Origin of the sequence: Polaromonas sp. OV174, from assembly GCF_900112285.1 — a bacterium.
Lineage (GTDB): Bacteria > Pseudomonadota > Gammaproteobacteria > Burkholderiales > Burkholderiaceae_C > Polaromonas.
Genome location: NZ_FOKZ01000020.1, coordinates 52,739 through 69,593, shown reverse-complemented (window position 1 = coordinate 69,593; position 16,855 = coordinate 52,739). Strand labels below are relative to the sequence as shown.

The window sequence follows — 16,855 nt, the reverse complement described above, 5'->3', positions numbered from 1 at the left end:
CCTCGTCCACCTAGTGTTGCGCCAGGTGGATCTAATGCTCGTCCGCCGCGCCACGCAGACGTGAAATGCTTCCCTTTAAGTCGCGCCACGCCGGCTCGCCCGGCGCATAACGGCTGCGCATATAAGTGGCCAGTGACTCGATCTGTTCATCGTTCAGGCTGTGGCGGAAGGCCGGCATGAAACCGAGGTCTGTGGTCGCTGGCGAACGAATGCCGCCCAGGATCACACGGATCAAATTGTCGGGCCGCTCGCTGTGTAAGTTGCTATTGAGCGCCAGTGGCGTATTCACGCCCAGCAGGCGCGGCCCGTCGCCGTCGTGGTGGCAGGAGGCACAAGCGCCGTTGAACAGGCGCTGGCCCGGGCCCGGCAAACCGGTGAAGGACTGCTGCGCGGACAGGACCACTTGCCTGGTGCGTTCGGCACTCTCAACTTCGGACACAGGCTCGTTGTACGGCGCCAGATAGGTGGCCATGGCCCGGATATCCTGGTCCGGCAGCGCACCCAACTCCTTGACCACTGGCCCCATCGGGCCTGCCGCCATGCCATGTTGCGGCGAGTGGCCTTTGCGCAGGTAGCTATACAGTGCGTCGCTGGTCCAGGGCACGGGCGAGCGCGAGAGTGCTGTCAACGCCGGCGCCTCCCAGCCGTCCACCATGGCACCGCTCAAGAAGGCTTTGCCGCCACGCTCGGCGCCGAAGGCATTGCGCGGCGTATGGCAGGCGCCGCAATGGCCCAGGCCATTGACCAGGTAGGCGCCACGGTTCCATTCAACGGTCTGGGTCGGGTTGGCCTGGTAAGACGTGGGGTCGTGGAACATCGCGTTCCAGGCGGCCATCAGCGGTCGCACGCTGTAGGGAAAGGCGAGTTTCGTCGGCGGCAGCTCAGAGCGAACTGCAGGCTGGGCCATCAGGTAAGCGTACAGCGCGGTCAGGTCCTCGTCGCTGGTTTTGGCAAAGGCCGTGTAGGGAAAGGCCGGGTACAGATGGTGACCGTCACGCGAGATGCCTTCACGCATAGCGCGCTGAAAAGCACTGAAGGACCACAAGCCGATGCCGGTGGCTACATCGGGCGTAAGGTTTGTGCTCACTATCTTGCCAAATGGCGTGTCCATGGCCCGGCCACCGGCGTTGGGAACACCACCCGGGGCCGTATGGCAAACCACACAGTCACCTGCGGCCGCGAGTTGGCGGCCGCGCTCCAGCGTGGCCGCCGTGTAAATCGAGGTGCCACCCGGCAACACGGGGGCAATCGCCGGCCGCCAGCCCAGCAGGGCCGCCGCCAGGCCAAACACGCCGGTCAGCAAGGCGCCGGTTCTAGACCAGCGCCCCTGGCCGCGGGGCCAGACCGCCTTTTCAGGCAAGCGGGCCGGCTTCCGCTCGGGTGCCGGCAGACGTGCCGCTTCGTGCTCCGGCACCGGGTTGAGTGCCGCCCGCACCACCTCCGGCGTAAACGGCGGCTGGCGAAAACGCACGCCGGTGGCGTCAAAGATCGCATTGGCGATGGCCGCCGTGCCGGGCACGGACGAGGACTCGCCGGCGCCCAGCGGTGGCTCACCGGGACGCGCCATGGTCACCACCTCGATCACCGGCACATCCCTGAAATTCAAAATGGGATAACTGCCCCACTCCAGGCTGGCCACGGTATTGGTTTGCGGGTTCAGCTGCACCTGCTCGGTCAGCGCGCGGCTGGTGGTCTGCACCACATTGCCGTGGATCTGATGTTGAACACCCGCCGGGTTGATCAGGGTGCCGGCATCATGCCCCACCACCACACGTTTGACATGGACCTCACCGGTTTTACGATTGACCTCCACGTCGGCCACCCAGGCCGCCCAGGCGGCGCCGTAGCCCGGCCATTTGCTGTGCATATAACGTGCGTAAGCCACACCCTGGCCATGCACGATGTCAGTTGCTTCACCCGCTTGCGGGCGCTGCTGTTGCGGACCGGTATGCACCTGCCAGCCGGCGCGGTCCGCGGTCGTCCGAACCAGTTCGGCGGCTCGCGGCTCCGTCAGGTAACGCAAGCGAAACTCCACTGGATCAACTCCAGCGGCCGTGGCCAGCTCATCGATGTAAGACTCGTGCGCAAATGAATTGGGCAGCGCCGAGACCCCCCGCAACCAGGAGGCGCGCAGCATGGGCGCCATGTCGTTGACGGTGACACGGAGGTTGTCGTAATCGTAGGGCGGGCGGGCCGTGCGATCGCCCATTTCGTAGGCCTGCGCCAGCGGTTCTATGGTGCGGGTGAGCAGCAGCGCCAGCATGGGCGCACCGTTGGACGGATACGAGGTCTGGAAGTCATAGGCCGCGACGGAGCCGTCTGCGTTCAGCCCGCCCTGGACTTCCATGAGTTGTGCCGCGCCCTTGGGCTCCCAGGCATGTTCCTGCTCACGTGTCAGTTGCGCACGCACAGGCGCACCTACCGCACGCGACAACAAGGCGGCATCGGCGGCCACATCGTCGGCGCAGTTGCGTCCGTAACAACCGGCCGCTTCCATGCGGATCACATTGATGTCCACATCGGCCAGCCCGATAAGACGTGACAGGTCGGCGCGCAACACATGCGGGTTCTGGCTTCCGGCCCACACCGTCATGTGACCGGCGCGCCAGTCGGCCACCGCACACGAGGGCCCGATGGAGCCGTGCATCTGGTAGGGCCAGACATAATGGCGCGCCATGGGCTGCGCTGCGCCCGCCAGTGCGGCATCCACATCGCCTTCGTCAATCAGCTTGCGCTGCGTCGACGGATTAGCGCGAATGGCCTGCGCCAGGTCGTCCAGATTGGTCAGGCCCGGCCAGGGTTTCCACAACACACGCAGCTCACGAAGCGCCTGCTCGGCATCCTCCTCGCGCTCCGCGACAATGCCGACAAAATCGCGAATCACGACCACGGCGCGTATGCCCGGGATATGCGCAATCGACGACTCGTCCACAGCCTCCAGCGTGTTGCCTATGAAGTCGCCGTGGTCCGCACCGGCATACGGCGGCCGCACGACACGGCCATGCAACATGCCCGGCACCCGCATATCGTGCACAAAGGTCAACTCGCCGGTCGCCTTGGCCGGAATATCCACACGGGCGGTGTTGGTCCCGACAATCCGGTGCTCTTCCGGCGCCTTGAGTGGCGTATTCAGCGCCAGGGAAAGCGCCGCATGTTGCTGTGCCAGCAAAGGCCCATAAGCGACGGATCGGGCCTCGTCACCTTTCACGCTGACAATGCCGTCACGCACCCACAGCAGGGCCGCGTCGACTTGCAGGTGCACGGCGGCACGGGCCAGCAGCCAGGCGCGGGCCTGCGCCGCCGCCGCCCGCAGCGGCACCGAGTGAATCTGTATCGAGGCACTGGCAATCGTGGCCCCCTGATTGGGCGCGCACGCGGTGTCGCCAAGAACCATGTTGACGCGGTCCAGCGCCACATCCAGCTCTTCGGCCACGATCTGGCTCAGCGCCGTGCGTATGCCGGTGCCCAGGTCCACGTGGCCATTGAGGGCCGTCACGCTGCCGTCGTCCCACACGGCAATCAGGATTTCAACCCCCTCCTGCGGATTGCCACTCACCAGCGCAGGCTGGCCCTTGATCGGCGGCGGGGCCGGCGGCGGCTCGCGTGTCACAAGCAAAACGCCTGTCGCGGCGTGAAAGTCGGCTCGTGTGAGCGGGTGGTCCGCACGGCGGTTCATGGCTGGCTCCCGGCAGCGCGGGCTTGCCGCATCAGCACGGCCGCACGCTGCACGGCCTTCACAATTTCGAGGTGGGTGCCGCAGCGGCACAAATTTCCGGACAACTCGCGGCGTATCTCACCCTCATCCGGATCGGGGTTGCGCGCCAGCAGCGCCGTGGTCATCATGATCATGCCGCTCAGACAATAGCCGCACTGTGCGGCCTGCTCGTCAATAAATGCTTGCTGAACCGGGTGCAGCGCCGCGCGCGATCCCAGGCCTTCCAGCGTGGTGATCTGCCTGCCTGCCACACCGCAAGCCGGGATCACGCAGGCACGTGCCGCAATCCCGTCCACCAGCACCGTACAGGCGCCACATTCGCCCAGGCCGCAGCCGTATTTGGGGCTGTTGAGTTCCAGGTCATTGCGCAGAACGCCCAGCAAGGATGCCTGTGCGGAGACGGCCAGCGTGCGTTCCACCTGGTTGACGTGGAGGGTCACAACCTGTGGTTTCATCGGATCAACCTACCGCTGGCGGTGTACATCTCGAACTCAACGTAGTTGGAGCCATTGTGCTTGCTCGAGCCATACGCCACTCGGAAATCGCCCAGACCCAGGCTGCAAAATCCTGTCCACACCGCACAAGTCCACCCGTGCGCTCGCAACTTATTCATACATTTCTTCATCTATTGTTGGCCCCGGGTCACGCGGCAAATTTGCCGCGGACTTGGGAACATGGGCGACATCGACTTGGGCATGGGTAGGCGCCGAGAAAAATGTCCTGGCGCGGCTCAGGCCAGGTCGATGTGATGCGAACTCCTGAACGTCGTTGAAATGACGATCATAAAAAGGCCTGCTACACACTGAGGTAAGCGCGCCTGACCTCTTCATTGGCTGAGAGTTCGGTCATCGATCCCTCGTAACGGATCTGCCCTTTTTCAAGTACATAGGCCCGGTCCGACACCAACTCGGCAAAATGCATGTTCTGTTCGGACAGCAAAATGCTCACCCCCTGGGCTTTGAGTTCCAGAATCATCTGCGCCATCTGCTCCACAATCACCGGCGCCACACCCTCGGACGGCTCGTCTAGCAGCACCAGATAAGGATTGCCCATCAGCGTGCGCGCCACCGTCAACATTTGCTGCTCGCCGCCGCTCATGCGGCCACCGGGCCTATCCGGCATTTCACCAAGATTGGGGAACAGCTTGAACAGACGCTCCGGCGTCCAGACCGGTGCGGCGACGCCATCCGACCAGTGCCGCGCGGGCTGCCTGCCAACTTCGAGGTTCTCCATCACCGTAAGGTCTGTGAACACACGCCGGTCTTCGGGCACAAAACCCAGGCCCAGGCGCGCCGCCACATGCGGCTCGCTTTTGGAGATATCCTGACCCAGAAAACTCACGGCACCGCGGCGCTTGGAAAGCATGCCAATCAAGGTCTTGAGCGTTGTCGATTTACCCGCCCCATTGCGGCCCATGAGCGCCACCACTTCACCTCTCCGCACCTGCAGGTCAACGTCGTAAAGAATCTGGGCCGCACCATACCAGGCCGCGAGACCCTTGACGTCCAACAGAAGTTCCGCGCTCATGCCACCTCCCCTAGGGATGCCGCGACGGCAGCCGCTTTCTGCGCGATCTTCTCAAAGGTCTTGCCGCTGCCGAAGTACACCTCCTGCACTTTGGGATGATCGCGAATCTCCAGGGGTTTGCCCTGGGCGATGAGCCGGCCACGCGCCAGCACGATCATGCGATCGGCATAGGCAAACACCACGTCCATACTGTGTTCGGTGAAAAGCACCGCCATGCCGCGGTCAATTACGAGTTGTTTGGTCAGTGCCATCAGCGAGTTGCGCTCCTTGGGGGCCATGCCGGCCGTGGGTTCATCCATCAACAACAGTTTCGGACTGTTGGCCATGGCGATGGCGAGTTCGACACGCTTGACGTCGCCATACGCGAGTTCGCTGCAGGGCCGCTCGGCCTGGGATTTCATACCGACCTGCTCCAACAGCGCCAGCGCTTCCTCGCGCTTGTAATCGGCGGCGCGGCGCCACATAGCAAACAGCTTGCCGTCATGCGAGAGCAGGGCCATCTGCACGTTTTCAATCACGGTCAGCGAAGCAAAGGTCTCGGCAATCTGAAAAGTACGGCCCACGCCCAAGCGCCAGATGGCGCGCGGTTTGCGCCCCACCAGTTCTTGCCCATCGAGCAGGATAGAGCCCTGGTCGGCCGTCAACTGGCCATTGACCATGTTGAAGGTAGTGGACTTGCCGGCTCCGTTCGGCCCTATCAGCGCCAGCAGTTCGCCGGCTGCGAGATCGAAGCTGATACCGTCCACGGCTTTCACGCCGCCGAAAGATTTGCCCAGGTTGTTGACCTGAAGCAGAGGTGCCAAGCCCTGGCGGTGCGTGCCAGCCCCTGGCACGGATGTTTCTTGAGTGCCCACTGGAATAGTGTTCATTTGGCCAGAGTAGGCCATAGCGGTATTCATGCTTTCACCTTTTTTATTTCGGCCCCAATGGTTTTTCCGCGCAGCCGCTCAAACAACAGTTTGGCAAAACCGGCCACGCCCTGAGGGAAAAGCAGCACCAGCAGCAAAATAATGGCGCCCAGCATCGCACGCCAGTAGTCGGTGTTGCGTGCCACCGTGTCGTGCAACCAGGTGAACGTTACCGCGCCCACCACCGGACCCGCCAGGGTCTGGATGCCGCCCAACAGCACCATCACCAGGCCATCCACCGACTTGCCCACACTCAGGCTCTCGGGCGAAATGCTGCCCTTGGAAAAGGCATACAAGGATCCGGCCAGGCCCGCGGCGGCGCCGGCGATGACAAACGCCGTCCACTGCATGCGTTTGACATCAATGCCTATGGCGTCAGCACGCAGCGCCGAATCGCGACCGGCGCGCAAGGTGTAGCCAAAAGGCGAGAACAAAACGCGGCGCAACCACAGGATGGCGGCAATCACCAGCACCAGGGTGAGCCAGTAATACATGCGTTTGTCCGACAGCCACTCGGAAGGCCAGACCCCGGTAAGCCCATTGCTACCACCGGTGAAAGAGTCCCACTGGTAGGTGATGGCCCAGGTGATTTGCGCAAACGCGAGTGTCAACATCGCCAGGTAAACGCCCGACAGCCGCACCGCAAACCAACCATAAATAAAAGCGCCGGCGGCCGCCACCAGCGGTGCAACCACCAGTGCCAGCTCCATCGGCATGCCAATGGAACGCACCAGCAAGGCCGCGCCATAAGCCCCCAGGCCGAAGTAGGCGGCGTGGCCAAAGGAATGCATGCCGGCCGGCCCCATGATGAAGTGCAGGCTGGCCGCAAACAGTGCAGCAATCAGCAGGTCAATCATCAAAACCGTGGTGTAAGGTGAGCCTGCGGTGAATAAAGGCATTGCCGCCAGCACCAGCCCCAGCACGGCCGCAGCAATGACGTAGGTTCGGCTGCTTTTGCGCAGTGGCTCCTCCTGCATGCCGACATAACGGCTGGGCGCTTGTGGCCGGCCAAACAGCCCCCAAGGACGCCAGACCAGCACAATGGCCATGACCAGAAAGTCAGCCACCAGTGTGAGTTTGGAAAACGAAATGCTGTAGCCGAAAATTTCGACCACACCCAGCCAGATACAAATCGCCTTGATCTCGGCAATCAGCAAGGCCGCGGCATAAGCACCCGGAATCGAGCCCATACCACCGACCACCACGACCACAAAGGCCGAGCCTATGGTGTTGAGGTCCATCTCCAGCGTGGCCGGTTCGCGCGGCAATTGCAAAGCCCCGCCCAGGCCGGCCAGCATGGCGCCCAGCGCAAACACGGCCGTAAACAACCAGGCCTGATTCACACCCAGCGCACTGACCATTTCACGGTCTTGTGTGGCGGCGCGCACCAGCGTGCCCCAGCGCGTTCGGGTCAGCAGCAGCCACAACAGGCCCAGCACCACCGGCCCCACCACGATCAGGAACAAGTCGTAACTCGGGAATTGGCGGCCCAGAATCTCGACCGAGCCCGACAGGCCAGGTGCGCGGGGACCCAGTAGTTCGTCTGGGCCCCAAAAATAAAGCACGGCGTCCTTGATCACCAGCACCAGCGCAAAAGTCGCCAGCAACTGGAACAGCTCGGGCGCCTTGTAGATGCGGCGCAAAAGCACCATCTCTATCAGCGCGCCCAGGATACCGACGGCCACCGCGGCCAGCAGCAAGGCGGGCCAGAAACCCAGGCCTCCGCCCAGTCGCTCGACCAGCGTGTAAGCGATGTAGATGCCGACCATGAAAAAGGAACCATGGGCGAAATTGACAATCCGCGTCACGCCGAAGATCAGCGACAGACCGGCCGCCACAAAAAACAGCGACGAAGCGCCGGCCAGCCCGTTGAGCAACTGGACGATAAAGCCTGAAAAACTCATTCAATGATCCTCTGGAGCCCATTCGCGCATTACGCCGCTCAAGCAGCGCAATGCGATACGGGCTGGTTGCTCAGTCTGCGGCGCGAGATTTCTTCACGTCGGCAGCGGAAGGCTGGAACAAGGCGCCGTCGAAATAGGTGTAGTCCACCATCACGCCCTTGCCATTGTCATTTTTCGTCTTGCCAACGAAGGCGCCCATGGTCGATTGATGGTCCTCGGCCCGGTAGCTGATCTTGCCAAACGGTGTCATGAGCTCCAGGCCCTTGAAGGCGGCCACCATCTTGGCAGAATCCGTACTCTTGGCCTTGGCTGCGCCCGCTGCGATGGACTTGATGGCGCTGTAGCCCACCACCGAGCCAAGACGCGGATAGTCTTTGAACTTATCCTGATACGCGGCAAGGAAAGCTTTGTGCTCCGGCGTCTGGATGCCGTGCCAGGGGTAACCAGTCACGATCCAGCCGTTGGGCGTCTCATCCTTGAGTGGGTCTAGGTACTCGGGCTCACCGGTCAATACGCTGACCACGTCGCGACCTTTGAACAGGCCACGCGTGTTGCCTTCACGAACGAACTTCGAGAGGTCGGCGCCGAACAAGACGTTGAAGATCGCGTCGGGTTTGGCATCGGCCAGGGCCTGCACCACGCTGCCGGCATCCACCTTGCCGAGTGGCGGCGCCTGCTCCGCCACGAACTCGACATCAGGCTGCGCGGCCTTCAGAAGTTGTTTGAAAGCTGCCACGGCCGACTGGCCATATTCGTAGTTTGGGTACACCACTGCCCAGCGTTTTTTCTTCAGCTTGGCCGCCTCGGGCACCAGCATCGCGGCCTGCATATAAGTTCCTGGACGCAAGCGGAAGGTGTACTGATTGCCCCCCTGCCAAGTCATCTTGTCGGTCAGTGGTTCGCCGGCCAGGAAGAAAAACTTCTTCTGCTTGGCAAAGTCGGCCACGGCCAAGCCGGTGTTCGATAGAAAGGTGCCGGTCAGCACGTCAATCTTTTCGCGCGAGATCAGTTCTTCAGCCACACGCACGGCGTCGCCAGGGTTGGCATTGTCGTCACGCGTGATCAGTTCGAGCTTCTTGCCGTTGACGCCGCCGGCGGCATTGATTTCCTCTACCGCGAGTTCCATGCCTTTTTTGTAGGGCTCGAGAAAAGCGGGCTGGGCCTTGTAGCTGTTGACCTCGCCAATCTTGATCACCCCTTGGGCATGCGCTGTCACCAGTGAGGCCATGAGGCCCAGATAGGTCACCGTGCTCAGAACTTTGAATTGCATCTTCATAAAAACTCCTGTCGTGGATAGGATTGAGTTGGAAGGGTTTGGTGTTTACCGCAGCCCGTCTTCGCCCTTGATTTCGTGGACCTGCAATCCGCCCACGCGCGGTAGTGGCCGGCCACTGTCTGTAACGACGACAGCAACCACAATTTCATTGGCACGGGGCGCATCGGCCACACGTGCTTCCATCGCATCGAAGTGGCTGCGCACAAACGCCGCATCCTTGTGCCCCAGCGGCACGTCGATCGCCGTGCCGAGGCCACCGCGCTTTTTGCTGGATGGCACCAGGGCCGCACCTTTTTCAACCGCCAGGCGCAACGGTGCTCCCAGCTTGGGATGCAGAATGGCAGCGGCATGCTCCAGTTCCCCGGCCTCACCCACAATCGCTGCCTTGCCATAACTGTGCGCCTGGCCAGGCTCGATTCCCAAAGCTTCCACACACTTTTGTCCCAGCAGGCCGCCCAGTTCTTCACCGATGGCGATCAACTCGTCGAGGTTTTCCTGGTACATGCCGGCAAACGGGTTGGCGATTACCGCCATGGCGAGTGCCTTGCGAGTTGGCGGATTCACCGCGCGGCCCATTTCAACACGGGTCTCGTCGACCTGAACAATGATTTTGCGAATTTTGGCTGTCATGATTTTTCCTTGAATAGGGTCGCTTTATGCCGTGCCGGCTCAGCGCAAGCCGTCCCACTTGCTGATGGCATTCGCGGCCAGGCCACCCACACGCGCATGAATGCGTGGACCGGTGCTCATGGCAAGAATGAAAACAATTTCATCCGCCAGGGGTGCGCCGGGCACACGCACCTCGATGGCATCGAAATGGCTGCGTACATAAATGGCATTGACATGGGTCATGGGCACATCCAGCGTGGCGCCGGGTCCTCCCACTTTTTTGGTCGATGGCACGATGGACAAGGCGTTGCCAGGTTGCCCGTTTTTTTCTTCGGCCTGGCCTTTGGCGTAGGCCTTGGCATCGCCTTTCCAGCCCAAGAGTTCACGCATGGCATAACCACCGGGAACATGCCAGAGCGCGCCATGTTCCAGCTCCCCGGCTGCCCCCACGATCGCGCCTTTGCCATAACCCTCAATGCGGTCGACGGGCACATCCATCGCGGCCTGCAGGCGCTGCGCCATGTCAAGGCCGACGGGTTGCAGCTCTTCCATCATCGGCAAGATGTCTGCTTCGTAGCGGCCCGCATACGGGTTGGTGAGCACAACCCCAATCGCACCACGCAGCAGCGGTGTGGAGGCGACAGGACCAAACTCATGCTGAATTTGCTCCACGTGCGTAAAGATGCGTCTTATTTCAATCATCGCTTTGAGTCCATCCATTTCATTAAGCAAATACCGAACCAAGCTGCTGGTGGGCACGCCGGTTTTCCAGTTTTTTCGTTGCCGGGTCGCCGGTGGTCACGATCTGATTCTGGCAAACCAGCGCGGCCGACCAGATCAAGCCGGCAGCGCGCAAGGTCTGCGCGCGCTTGAGCCCCGCACGCAAGGCCTGCTGCACCCGGTCTGGCTCCAGTGGCGGCACATCTACCGTCACCAGCAAGTACCCCAGGTCAGTATCGTCCTTCAGTTCGCAGGCCGGCCGGCGCAGGATACGCTCGTCGTCCAGGTCCACGGCATTGGCAATCACGGTCGCCGCGGCGTCGGCTTCTGAAGCCGTGCGCGCCAATACCGTGACGCTGTCGGCAATTCCCAGCGAAAAACTTCGCCCGCGCCAACCGCTGGTGGCAACACCGCGCACCGGCAACACGCTGGACACGTCAAACTGGCCGTCCGTCAGAATGCCATCTCGAATTTCATCCAGGCCCAAGCGAGCAATATCGGCATAAAGGCCGATCCGAACCGATTGCGACGGCTCCAGGTGCAAGGCGATGTCGCCGCCGTTGTTGATCCAGGCCCGCGTCACACCGCTGCGCTCGTAACAGGCGACAAGCTCCTGGGCCACCGCACCGGCCACCGCCGCCATCGGGGTAATAAAGCTGCGTTGAAAAGGCTGGCAGGCCTGCCACATACGCCTAGCGATCGGCCCTAGCACCGGACAGTCGCCCTGCACCGGACGCCGCAAAGCGACAAGCTCCTGCACCAACTCATCCAGGATGCCTGTGAAACGTTGCCACGCCGCAGCATGCGCCGCATCCACGGATGCCGGACTGCCATGGGCGCCAATGACGATGTCCATGGGTCCATGCTGGAAATGCCAGCGGCCATCGGGCAGTTGCGCGCGTTGGGCAAGCATGCTTGATTCGCTCAACCCAACAAGGGCGGACGTGCCAGTGGCCAGGGATTGGCCGGCGGAAGTTGGGACCATGCCAGTGCCGAGGGTGCACCTTCGTTGTGCCAGGCGCCCCGTCGCAGTGCATCTTCCAGCGTACGCACATATTCCATGTGACCGCCAAGATTGCGGTAATCGTCCAGCTTCATGCTGAACTCAATCGGTGCCACGATGGCGGGTGTAGGCACGGTTCCGAAGCTGTTGTCCGGCATGCGCATGACATCGGCCATCACGGTGATGCCGCCACCCGGCCACACATAGGCCGGAGCACCGCCGCAGGTGACATTCACCAGAGCCTCCTTGATGGCACGCGTCAGCAGCACCGGGTTTTCCGTGACACCGGCGCGCAGGCTGCCGCCGGCGCCGCCAAGGAAAAGCACGGTGGACAGAGAAGGCTCGCAGTTCTCGCCAATCCGCTCCACGATGCGGCGCACCTCCACCGGCATCTCCTGCTCCACAGGATGAAGTGCTTCATCCAGTACATACCAACTCGCATGCTCGCCGGTGGTCGACGTCATCAACAAGCGCAAGCCCGGCCAGGCGGTAGCTGCGTCCCAGCTTTCAATAATGGACAAGGGGTCGGCGATGTCGGTGCCGCCCCAGCCTGTACCCGGGTTGGCCACCTGGAAATAACGGCCTGGCGTGGATTTTCGCCCGCGCATCTTGATACCCGACGCGCGCATGTCCAGACAGCGGCCGGCCTGATGCTCGGTCAACACCCCGGTGATATGGTCATCCACCACCACCACCTCGTCCAGCTTGCCGAACAACTGCTTGGCGAAGATGCCTATGGTGGCCGAACCACAACCGACGCGCATGCGTTTTTCTTCCACGCCGTTGACAATCGGCGCCCGGCCAGCCTGAATCAGGATCTGGGAACCGCCGTCAATCGTGAACTCCACGGCCTGCTTGTTGCCCAGCGCCTTCATCATCTCCACCGTCACGCGGCCTTCTTTTTTGCTGCCGCCTGTCAGGTGATGCACGCCGCCCAGCGACAACATCTGGGAGCCATACTCTGCCGTTGTCACGTGGCCAACGACTTCACCCTTGCAACGGACATTGGCCTGCTCAGCGCCGAGAAAGCGGTCGGTGTCAATCTTGACCTTGAAGCTGCAGTAGCTGAATATGCCTTCCGTGACCACGGTGACCATATCAACGCCAGCGGCTTTCGATGACACGATAAATGGCGCCGGTTTGTAGTCCGGGTAAGTCGTCGACGACCCGACGCCGGTAACAAACACTTCATCGGCCAGCAACAAGTCGCCGCTCCACGACGCTGGCGCTGCGGCCACCGGAACGCCTTCCGACAACAAGGCTGGATCATCTACCGCCACGCGGCCGGCAAAAGCAACCATAGGTGCTTCCCGGTCAGCCAGGGCGCGGCGCAATAACAATACGGGATCAACCCGCACCAGGGTACCGCTGCGGTTGGCATAGCGGTCGCAAGCACCGTTGCGGCCGTCTGAAATCTGACACAACACGGGACAGGCATTGCACTCGATTTTTTCGCTGTTCATGCGCTCATTGCGCGGCCGGGCCTTCTCCAGCACCTGGGGCAGCTCGGGCGCGTCCATGCCAGGCAAGCCATCCGTCTTTGTATGTTCGGTCATCATCGTCGCCTTCTTGCAGCCATCCGTTCATTCGCATCATTGATGTAGTACACACTTAATTTACGTTTGGTGTTTGCTACATTTGAAATCAATGTAGCGCATACAAATTTCCGGCGCAATAGTGTTTTCGAGCTGTTTTTTCGAAATCGCAAAAAATGTTGTGACCACTACATTTCAATGTTGCAATCACTACATTAGTGTGGCACATTGGTAGCCATGGATGATTCGCCAGCCACCTCGGCTCGCGCAGCAAAGGAACACCTATGACCCACGTTGTCACTGATCCCTGCATTAAATGCAAATACACAGATTGCGTCGATGTCTGTCCGGTAGACTGCTTCAAGGAAGGACCGGACTTTCTGGTGATTGATCCGGACGAATGCATTGATTGTGCTGTCTGCATCCCGGAATGCCCGGTCAATGCCATTTATGCTGACACGGACACCCCCGATCAGTTTCAGCCCTTCCTGGAAATCAACGCACGCCTTGCCAAGGGCTGGCCCACCATCTCCAAACGCATCGCGCCCTTGCCCAGTGCGGAGCAATGGAAAGACAAAACCGATAAGCTGGCGAGCCTAAGCTCCGTCAACTGAAGACATCAACCCCATTCATATATCCGTCCATCACATGAGCGCATTTAACGAAGAAACTGTCCTGTCCATCCACCACTGGACCGACAAGCTTTTCACCTTCACAACCACACGCGATACGTCCCTGCGCTTTAGCAACGGCCACTTCACCATGATCGGCCTGCGCGTCAATAACAAACCGCTGCTGCGCGCCTACAGTATCGTGAGCCCCAACCACGAAGAACATCTAGAATTTCTCAGCATCAAGGTGGCAGATGGCCCTCTGACCTCGCGCCTTCAGCACATCCAGGTCGGCGAAAAAATCATCGTTGGCCGCAAACCTACCGGTACGCTGGTAATCGACTACCTGCTTCCCGGCAAGCGCCTTTATCTGCTGTCCACCGGGACCGGTCTGGCGCCTTTCATGAGCATCATCCGCGACCCCGAGACCTACGAGCGTTTTGAACAAGTTATTTTGGTGCATGGTGTGCGTCAGGCCGATGAGCTGGCCTATCACGACCTGGTGGTCGACCACCTGCCGCAGCATGAGTTTCTCGGCGAGCTGATCTCCAAGCAACTGCTGTATTACCCGACCGTGACCCGGGAAACCTACCGCAACATGGGCCGTGTTACCGACCTCATGGAAAGCGGCAAGATGTTTGCCGACCTGAACTTGCCGACACTGGACCCAGCCCATGACCGCGTCATGATTTGCGGCAGCCCAGGAATGCTCAAGGATCTGAAACACTTGCTGGAAAAAACCGGTTTCCATGAAGGCAATACCTCCAAGCCTGGCGACTTCGTCATTGAGCGCGCTTTTGCCGAGCAATGAAAAGTATTGCCCCCTGCTTTTCACCGTGTGTAATGCGCTGCCCCCTGAGGGGGTGGTTCCGCTTGGGGACGGCCCGGCGACATAGGGCCCGCTGAAGAATCACCAGACCGCGACCGAAATTCATCCCACCACGCCATGACAGCCAAGACCACCACACCCCGTTCACCGGTCCCAAAGCGTGCAGCCACAAAGCGACCCGGGGTGCGGGAGCAGGCGGCGCAAACCACGCGCGACAACATCCTGCGCGCGGCCACCAAGGTTTTCGCCCGTTATGGTTACGAGGGCGGCAGCGTCGAAAAAATCTCGCAAACCGCGAAATCCTTCGACCGGATGATTTATTACTACTTCGGCAGCAAGGAAGGCCTGTTCATCGAAGTCCTCGAGGACATGTACCGCCGCATGAACGACGCAGAACTGGCGCTGCAACTTGACATCGAGCAGCCGGTGGCGTCACTCACGGAAGTCATCAACTTTGTGGTCTCCTACTACAGCAAAAATCCCGAGTTCATCACGCTGCTGAACACGGAAAACCTGCATCGCGGGAAACACATCGTCAAGTCGGCGCGCGCCCGGGAATACTCATCTCCGGCGATTGCCATCATCCGGAAACTACTGGAAAGCGGCGTCAACAAAGGCATTTTCCGCGCTGATGTTTCCGCGCGCAACGTCTACCTGCTGATCGCCGCAACCGCTTACTTCTACATCTCCAACCGCCACACCTTGTCGGCCTTCCTAGGCGAAGACCTGCAAGCCCCGCAAGCCCTGGCGGAATGGCAGGCTTTCATCATCAGCACCGTGTTTCGCACCGTCATGCTCAAACCCTGAGCGCCGCGCAGGCGTACACGGGTGCGCCTGCGTCATTCCCTCCCATTACAAAAAGGACACCCCATGGCAGAAGCTGCTTCGACCGGAAAATCAGGAAAAGTCGTCATCACCAACATCGGCCTGCTGCTGTCCGGAGACATTGACCAGCCCATCCTGGACGCCGACACCATTGTGGTGAACGATGGCCTGATCGTGGCCGTCGGTAAAGCCAAGGATTGCGACACCGCCCATGCGCAGACCGTGATTGACGCGCACCAGACCTGCGTGGCGCCTGGCCTGATCGACAGCCATGTTCACCCGGTTTTTGGCGACTGGACACCGCGCCAGAACCAGATCGGCTGGATTGACTCCACCATGCACGGCGGCGTCACCACCATGATCTCGGCGGGCGAGGTTCACCTGCCCGGCCGGCCCAAGGACATCGTGGGTCTGAAAGCGTTGGCCATCACGGCGCAACGCGCGTTTGACAATTTCCGCCCCGGTGGCGTCAAGGTGCTGGCCGGTGCGCCCATCATTGAAAAAGGCATGGTCGAGCAGGATTTCAAGGAACTGGCCGAAGCCGGCGTGACCCTGCTCGGCGAGGTTGGCCTGGGTTCGGTCAAGGCCGGCTACGAGGCCAAGGAAATGGTCGCCTGGGCACGCAAATACGGCATCCAGAGCACCATACACACCGGCGGCCCATCGATTCCCGGCTCCGGCCTGATCGACAAGGACGTGGTGCTGGAGGCCGACGCGGATGTGATCGGCCACATCAACGGCGGCCACACCTCCCTGTCGGAAAACCATGTCTGCGAGTTGTGCGAGAAATCTTCGCGAGCGATCGAGATCGTTCACAACGGCAATGAAAAGGTCGCCATTGCCGCAGCCCAGGCCGCGTTACAGCTCAAATGCCCGCACCGCGTGATCCTGGGCACCGATGGCCCTGCCGGCTCCGGCGTGCAGCCGCTGGGCATGTTGCGACTGATCTCGCTGCTGTGCAGCCTGGGCAACATCCCGGCCGAACTGGCCTTTTGTTTTGCCACCGGCAACACCGCACGCATCCGCAATCTCAACTGCGGGCTGATCGAAGTCGGCCGCGACGCGGACTTTGTCTTCATGGACAAGGCCCAGCACACGGCCGGCCGCGACCTGCTGGAAAGCGTGCAGCGCGGCGACATTCCGGGCGTGGGCATGGTGATGATCGATGGCCTGGTGCGCTGCGGCCGCAGCCGTAATACACCGCCAGCGACAACCATTCCCAGCGTGGTGACTTACCCCTGATTCCCTGGCCAAGCCAAGCCGTCGCCCTGGCAACCGGGGCGTTGACAGATGCCCGCATCTTCACTCGCCCCCAAACCGAGATCCGTGTGGAGTCTGCCTAGATACGTGTTTCGCTGCCGAAGTTGGACGGACGTCCATTGCGAGTTCGAAC

14 protein-coding genes are annotated in these 16,855 nt (G+C 61.1%); 4 read left to right on the top strand and 10 right to left on the bottom strand.

Features of this window, described 5'->3' with window-relative positions; all coding sequences use genetic code 11:
• Positions 1–31 precede the first annotated feature (31 nt).
• The 10 genes from BM160_RS16795 to BM160_RS16750 all read right to left on the bottom strand — a co-directional run bounded on the left by BM160_RS16795 (position 32) and on the right by BM160_RS16750 (position 13,218).
• Positions 32–3,676 carry a molybdopterin cofactor-binding domain-containing protein gene (locus BM160_RS16795; protein WP_092007319.1) on the bottom strand — a complete coding sequence of 1,215 codons (3,645 nt, stop codon included), beginning with the start codon at positions 3,674–3,676 and terminating at the stop codon, positions 32–34.
• On the bottom strand, positions 3,673–4,170 hold the full coding sequence (locus BM160_RS16790; protein ID WP_092007318.1) for a (2Fe-2S)-binding protein: 498 nt from the start codon (positions 4,168–4,170) through the stop codon (positions 3,673–3,675). Before BM160_RS16790 ends, BM160_RS16795 begins: the two co-directional genes overlap by 4 nt.
• A 340-nt stretch (positions 4,171–4,510) precedes the next feature.
• The gene (locus BM160_RS16785; RefSeq protein ID WP_092007317.1) at positions 4,511–5,242 is read right to left on the bottom strand and encodes an ABC transporter ATP-binding protein; all 732 of its coding nucleotides are present in this window, start codon (positions 5,240–5,242) and stop codon (positions 4,511–4,513) included.
• Positions 5,239–6,111, bottom strand: coding sequence for an ABC transporter ATP-binding protein (locus BM160_RS16780; RefSeq protein WP_255368970.1), 873 nt, complete (start codon positions 6,109–6,111; stop codon positions 5,239–5,241). Before BM160_RS16780 ends, BM160_RS16785 begins: the two co-directional genes overlap by 4 nt.
• Before the next feature lie 26 nt (positions 6,112–6,137).
• On the bottom strand, positions 6,138–8,054 hold the full coding sequence (locus tag BM160_RS16775) for an ABC transporter permease (RefSeq protein WP_092007316.1): 1,917 nt from the start codon (positions 8,052–8,054) through the stop codon (positions 6,138–6,140).
• Positions 8,055–8,124: 70 nt separating this feature from the next.
• Complete coding sequence (locus BM160_RS16770) at positions 8,125–9,324, bottom strand: ABC transporter substrate-binding protein (protein WP_369821799.1); 1,200 nt, start codon at positions 9,322–9,324, stop codon at positions 8,125–8,127.
• A gap of 51 nt (positions 9,325–9,375) precedes the next feature.
• A complete protein-coding gene (locus tag BM160_RS16765; RefSeq protein WP_092007314.1) occupies positions 9,376–9,960 on the bottom strand; it encodes an amino acid synthesis family protein in 585 nt (194 codons plus the stop codon).
• 39 nt (positions 9,961–9,999) lie between these two features.
• Complete coding sequence (locus BM160_RS16760; protein WP_092007313.1) at positions 10,000–10,641, bottom strand: amino acid synthesis family protein; 642 nt, start codon at positions 10,639–10,641, stop codon at positions 10,000–10,002.
• A 22-nt stretch (positions 10,642–10,663) separates the two neighbouring features.
• Positions 10,664–11,572, bottom strand: a complete 909-nt coding sequence (locus tag BM160_RS16755) for a UPF0280 family protein (protein ID WP_092007312.1) — start codon at positions 11,570–11,572, stop codon at positions 10,664–10,666.
• 11 nt (positions 11,573–11,583) lie between these two features.
• Complete coding sequence (locus BM160_RS16750) at positions 11,584–13,218, bottom strand: 6-hydroxynicotinate reductase (protein ID WP_092007338.1); 1,635 nt, start codon at positions 13,216–13,218, stop codon at positions 11,584–11,586.
• 263 nt (positions 13,219–13,481) lie between these two features.
• Here BM160_RS16750 and fdxA point away from each other — a divergent pair, with 263 nt between their 5' ends.
• From fdxA to BM160_RS16730, 4 genes are all read left to right on the top strand, one after another.
• Positions 13,482–13,811: a ferredoxin FdxA gene (gene fdxA, locus BM160_RS16745; RefSeq protein WP_092007311.1), complete on the top strand. Its 330-nt coding sequence runs from the start codon at positions 13,482–13,484 to the stop codon at positions 13,809–13,811.
• 34 nt (positions 13,812–13,845) lie between these two features.
• Complete coding sequence (locus BM160_RS16740) at positions 13,846–14,619, top strand: ferredoxin--NADP reductase (protein ID WP_092007310.1); 774 nt, start codon at positions 13,846–13,848, stop codon at positions 14,617–14,619.
• 135 nt (positions 14,620–14,754) lie between these two features.
• On the top strand, positions 14,755–15,444 hold the full coding sequence (locus BM160_RS16735; RefSeq protein ID WP_092007309.1) for a TetR/AcrR family transcriptional regulator: 690 nt from the start codon (positions 14,755–14,757) through the stop codon (positions 15,442–15,444).
• A gap of 63 nt (positions 15,445–15,507) precedes the next feature.
• Complete coding sequence (locus tag BM160_RS16730; RefSeq protein ID WP_092007308.1) at positions 15,508–16,704, top strand: amidohydrolase family protein; 1,197 nt, start codon at positions 15,508–15,510, stop codon at positions 16,702–16,704.
• The last annotated feature ends 151 nt before the right edge of the window (positions 16,705–16,855 follow it).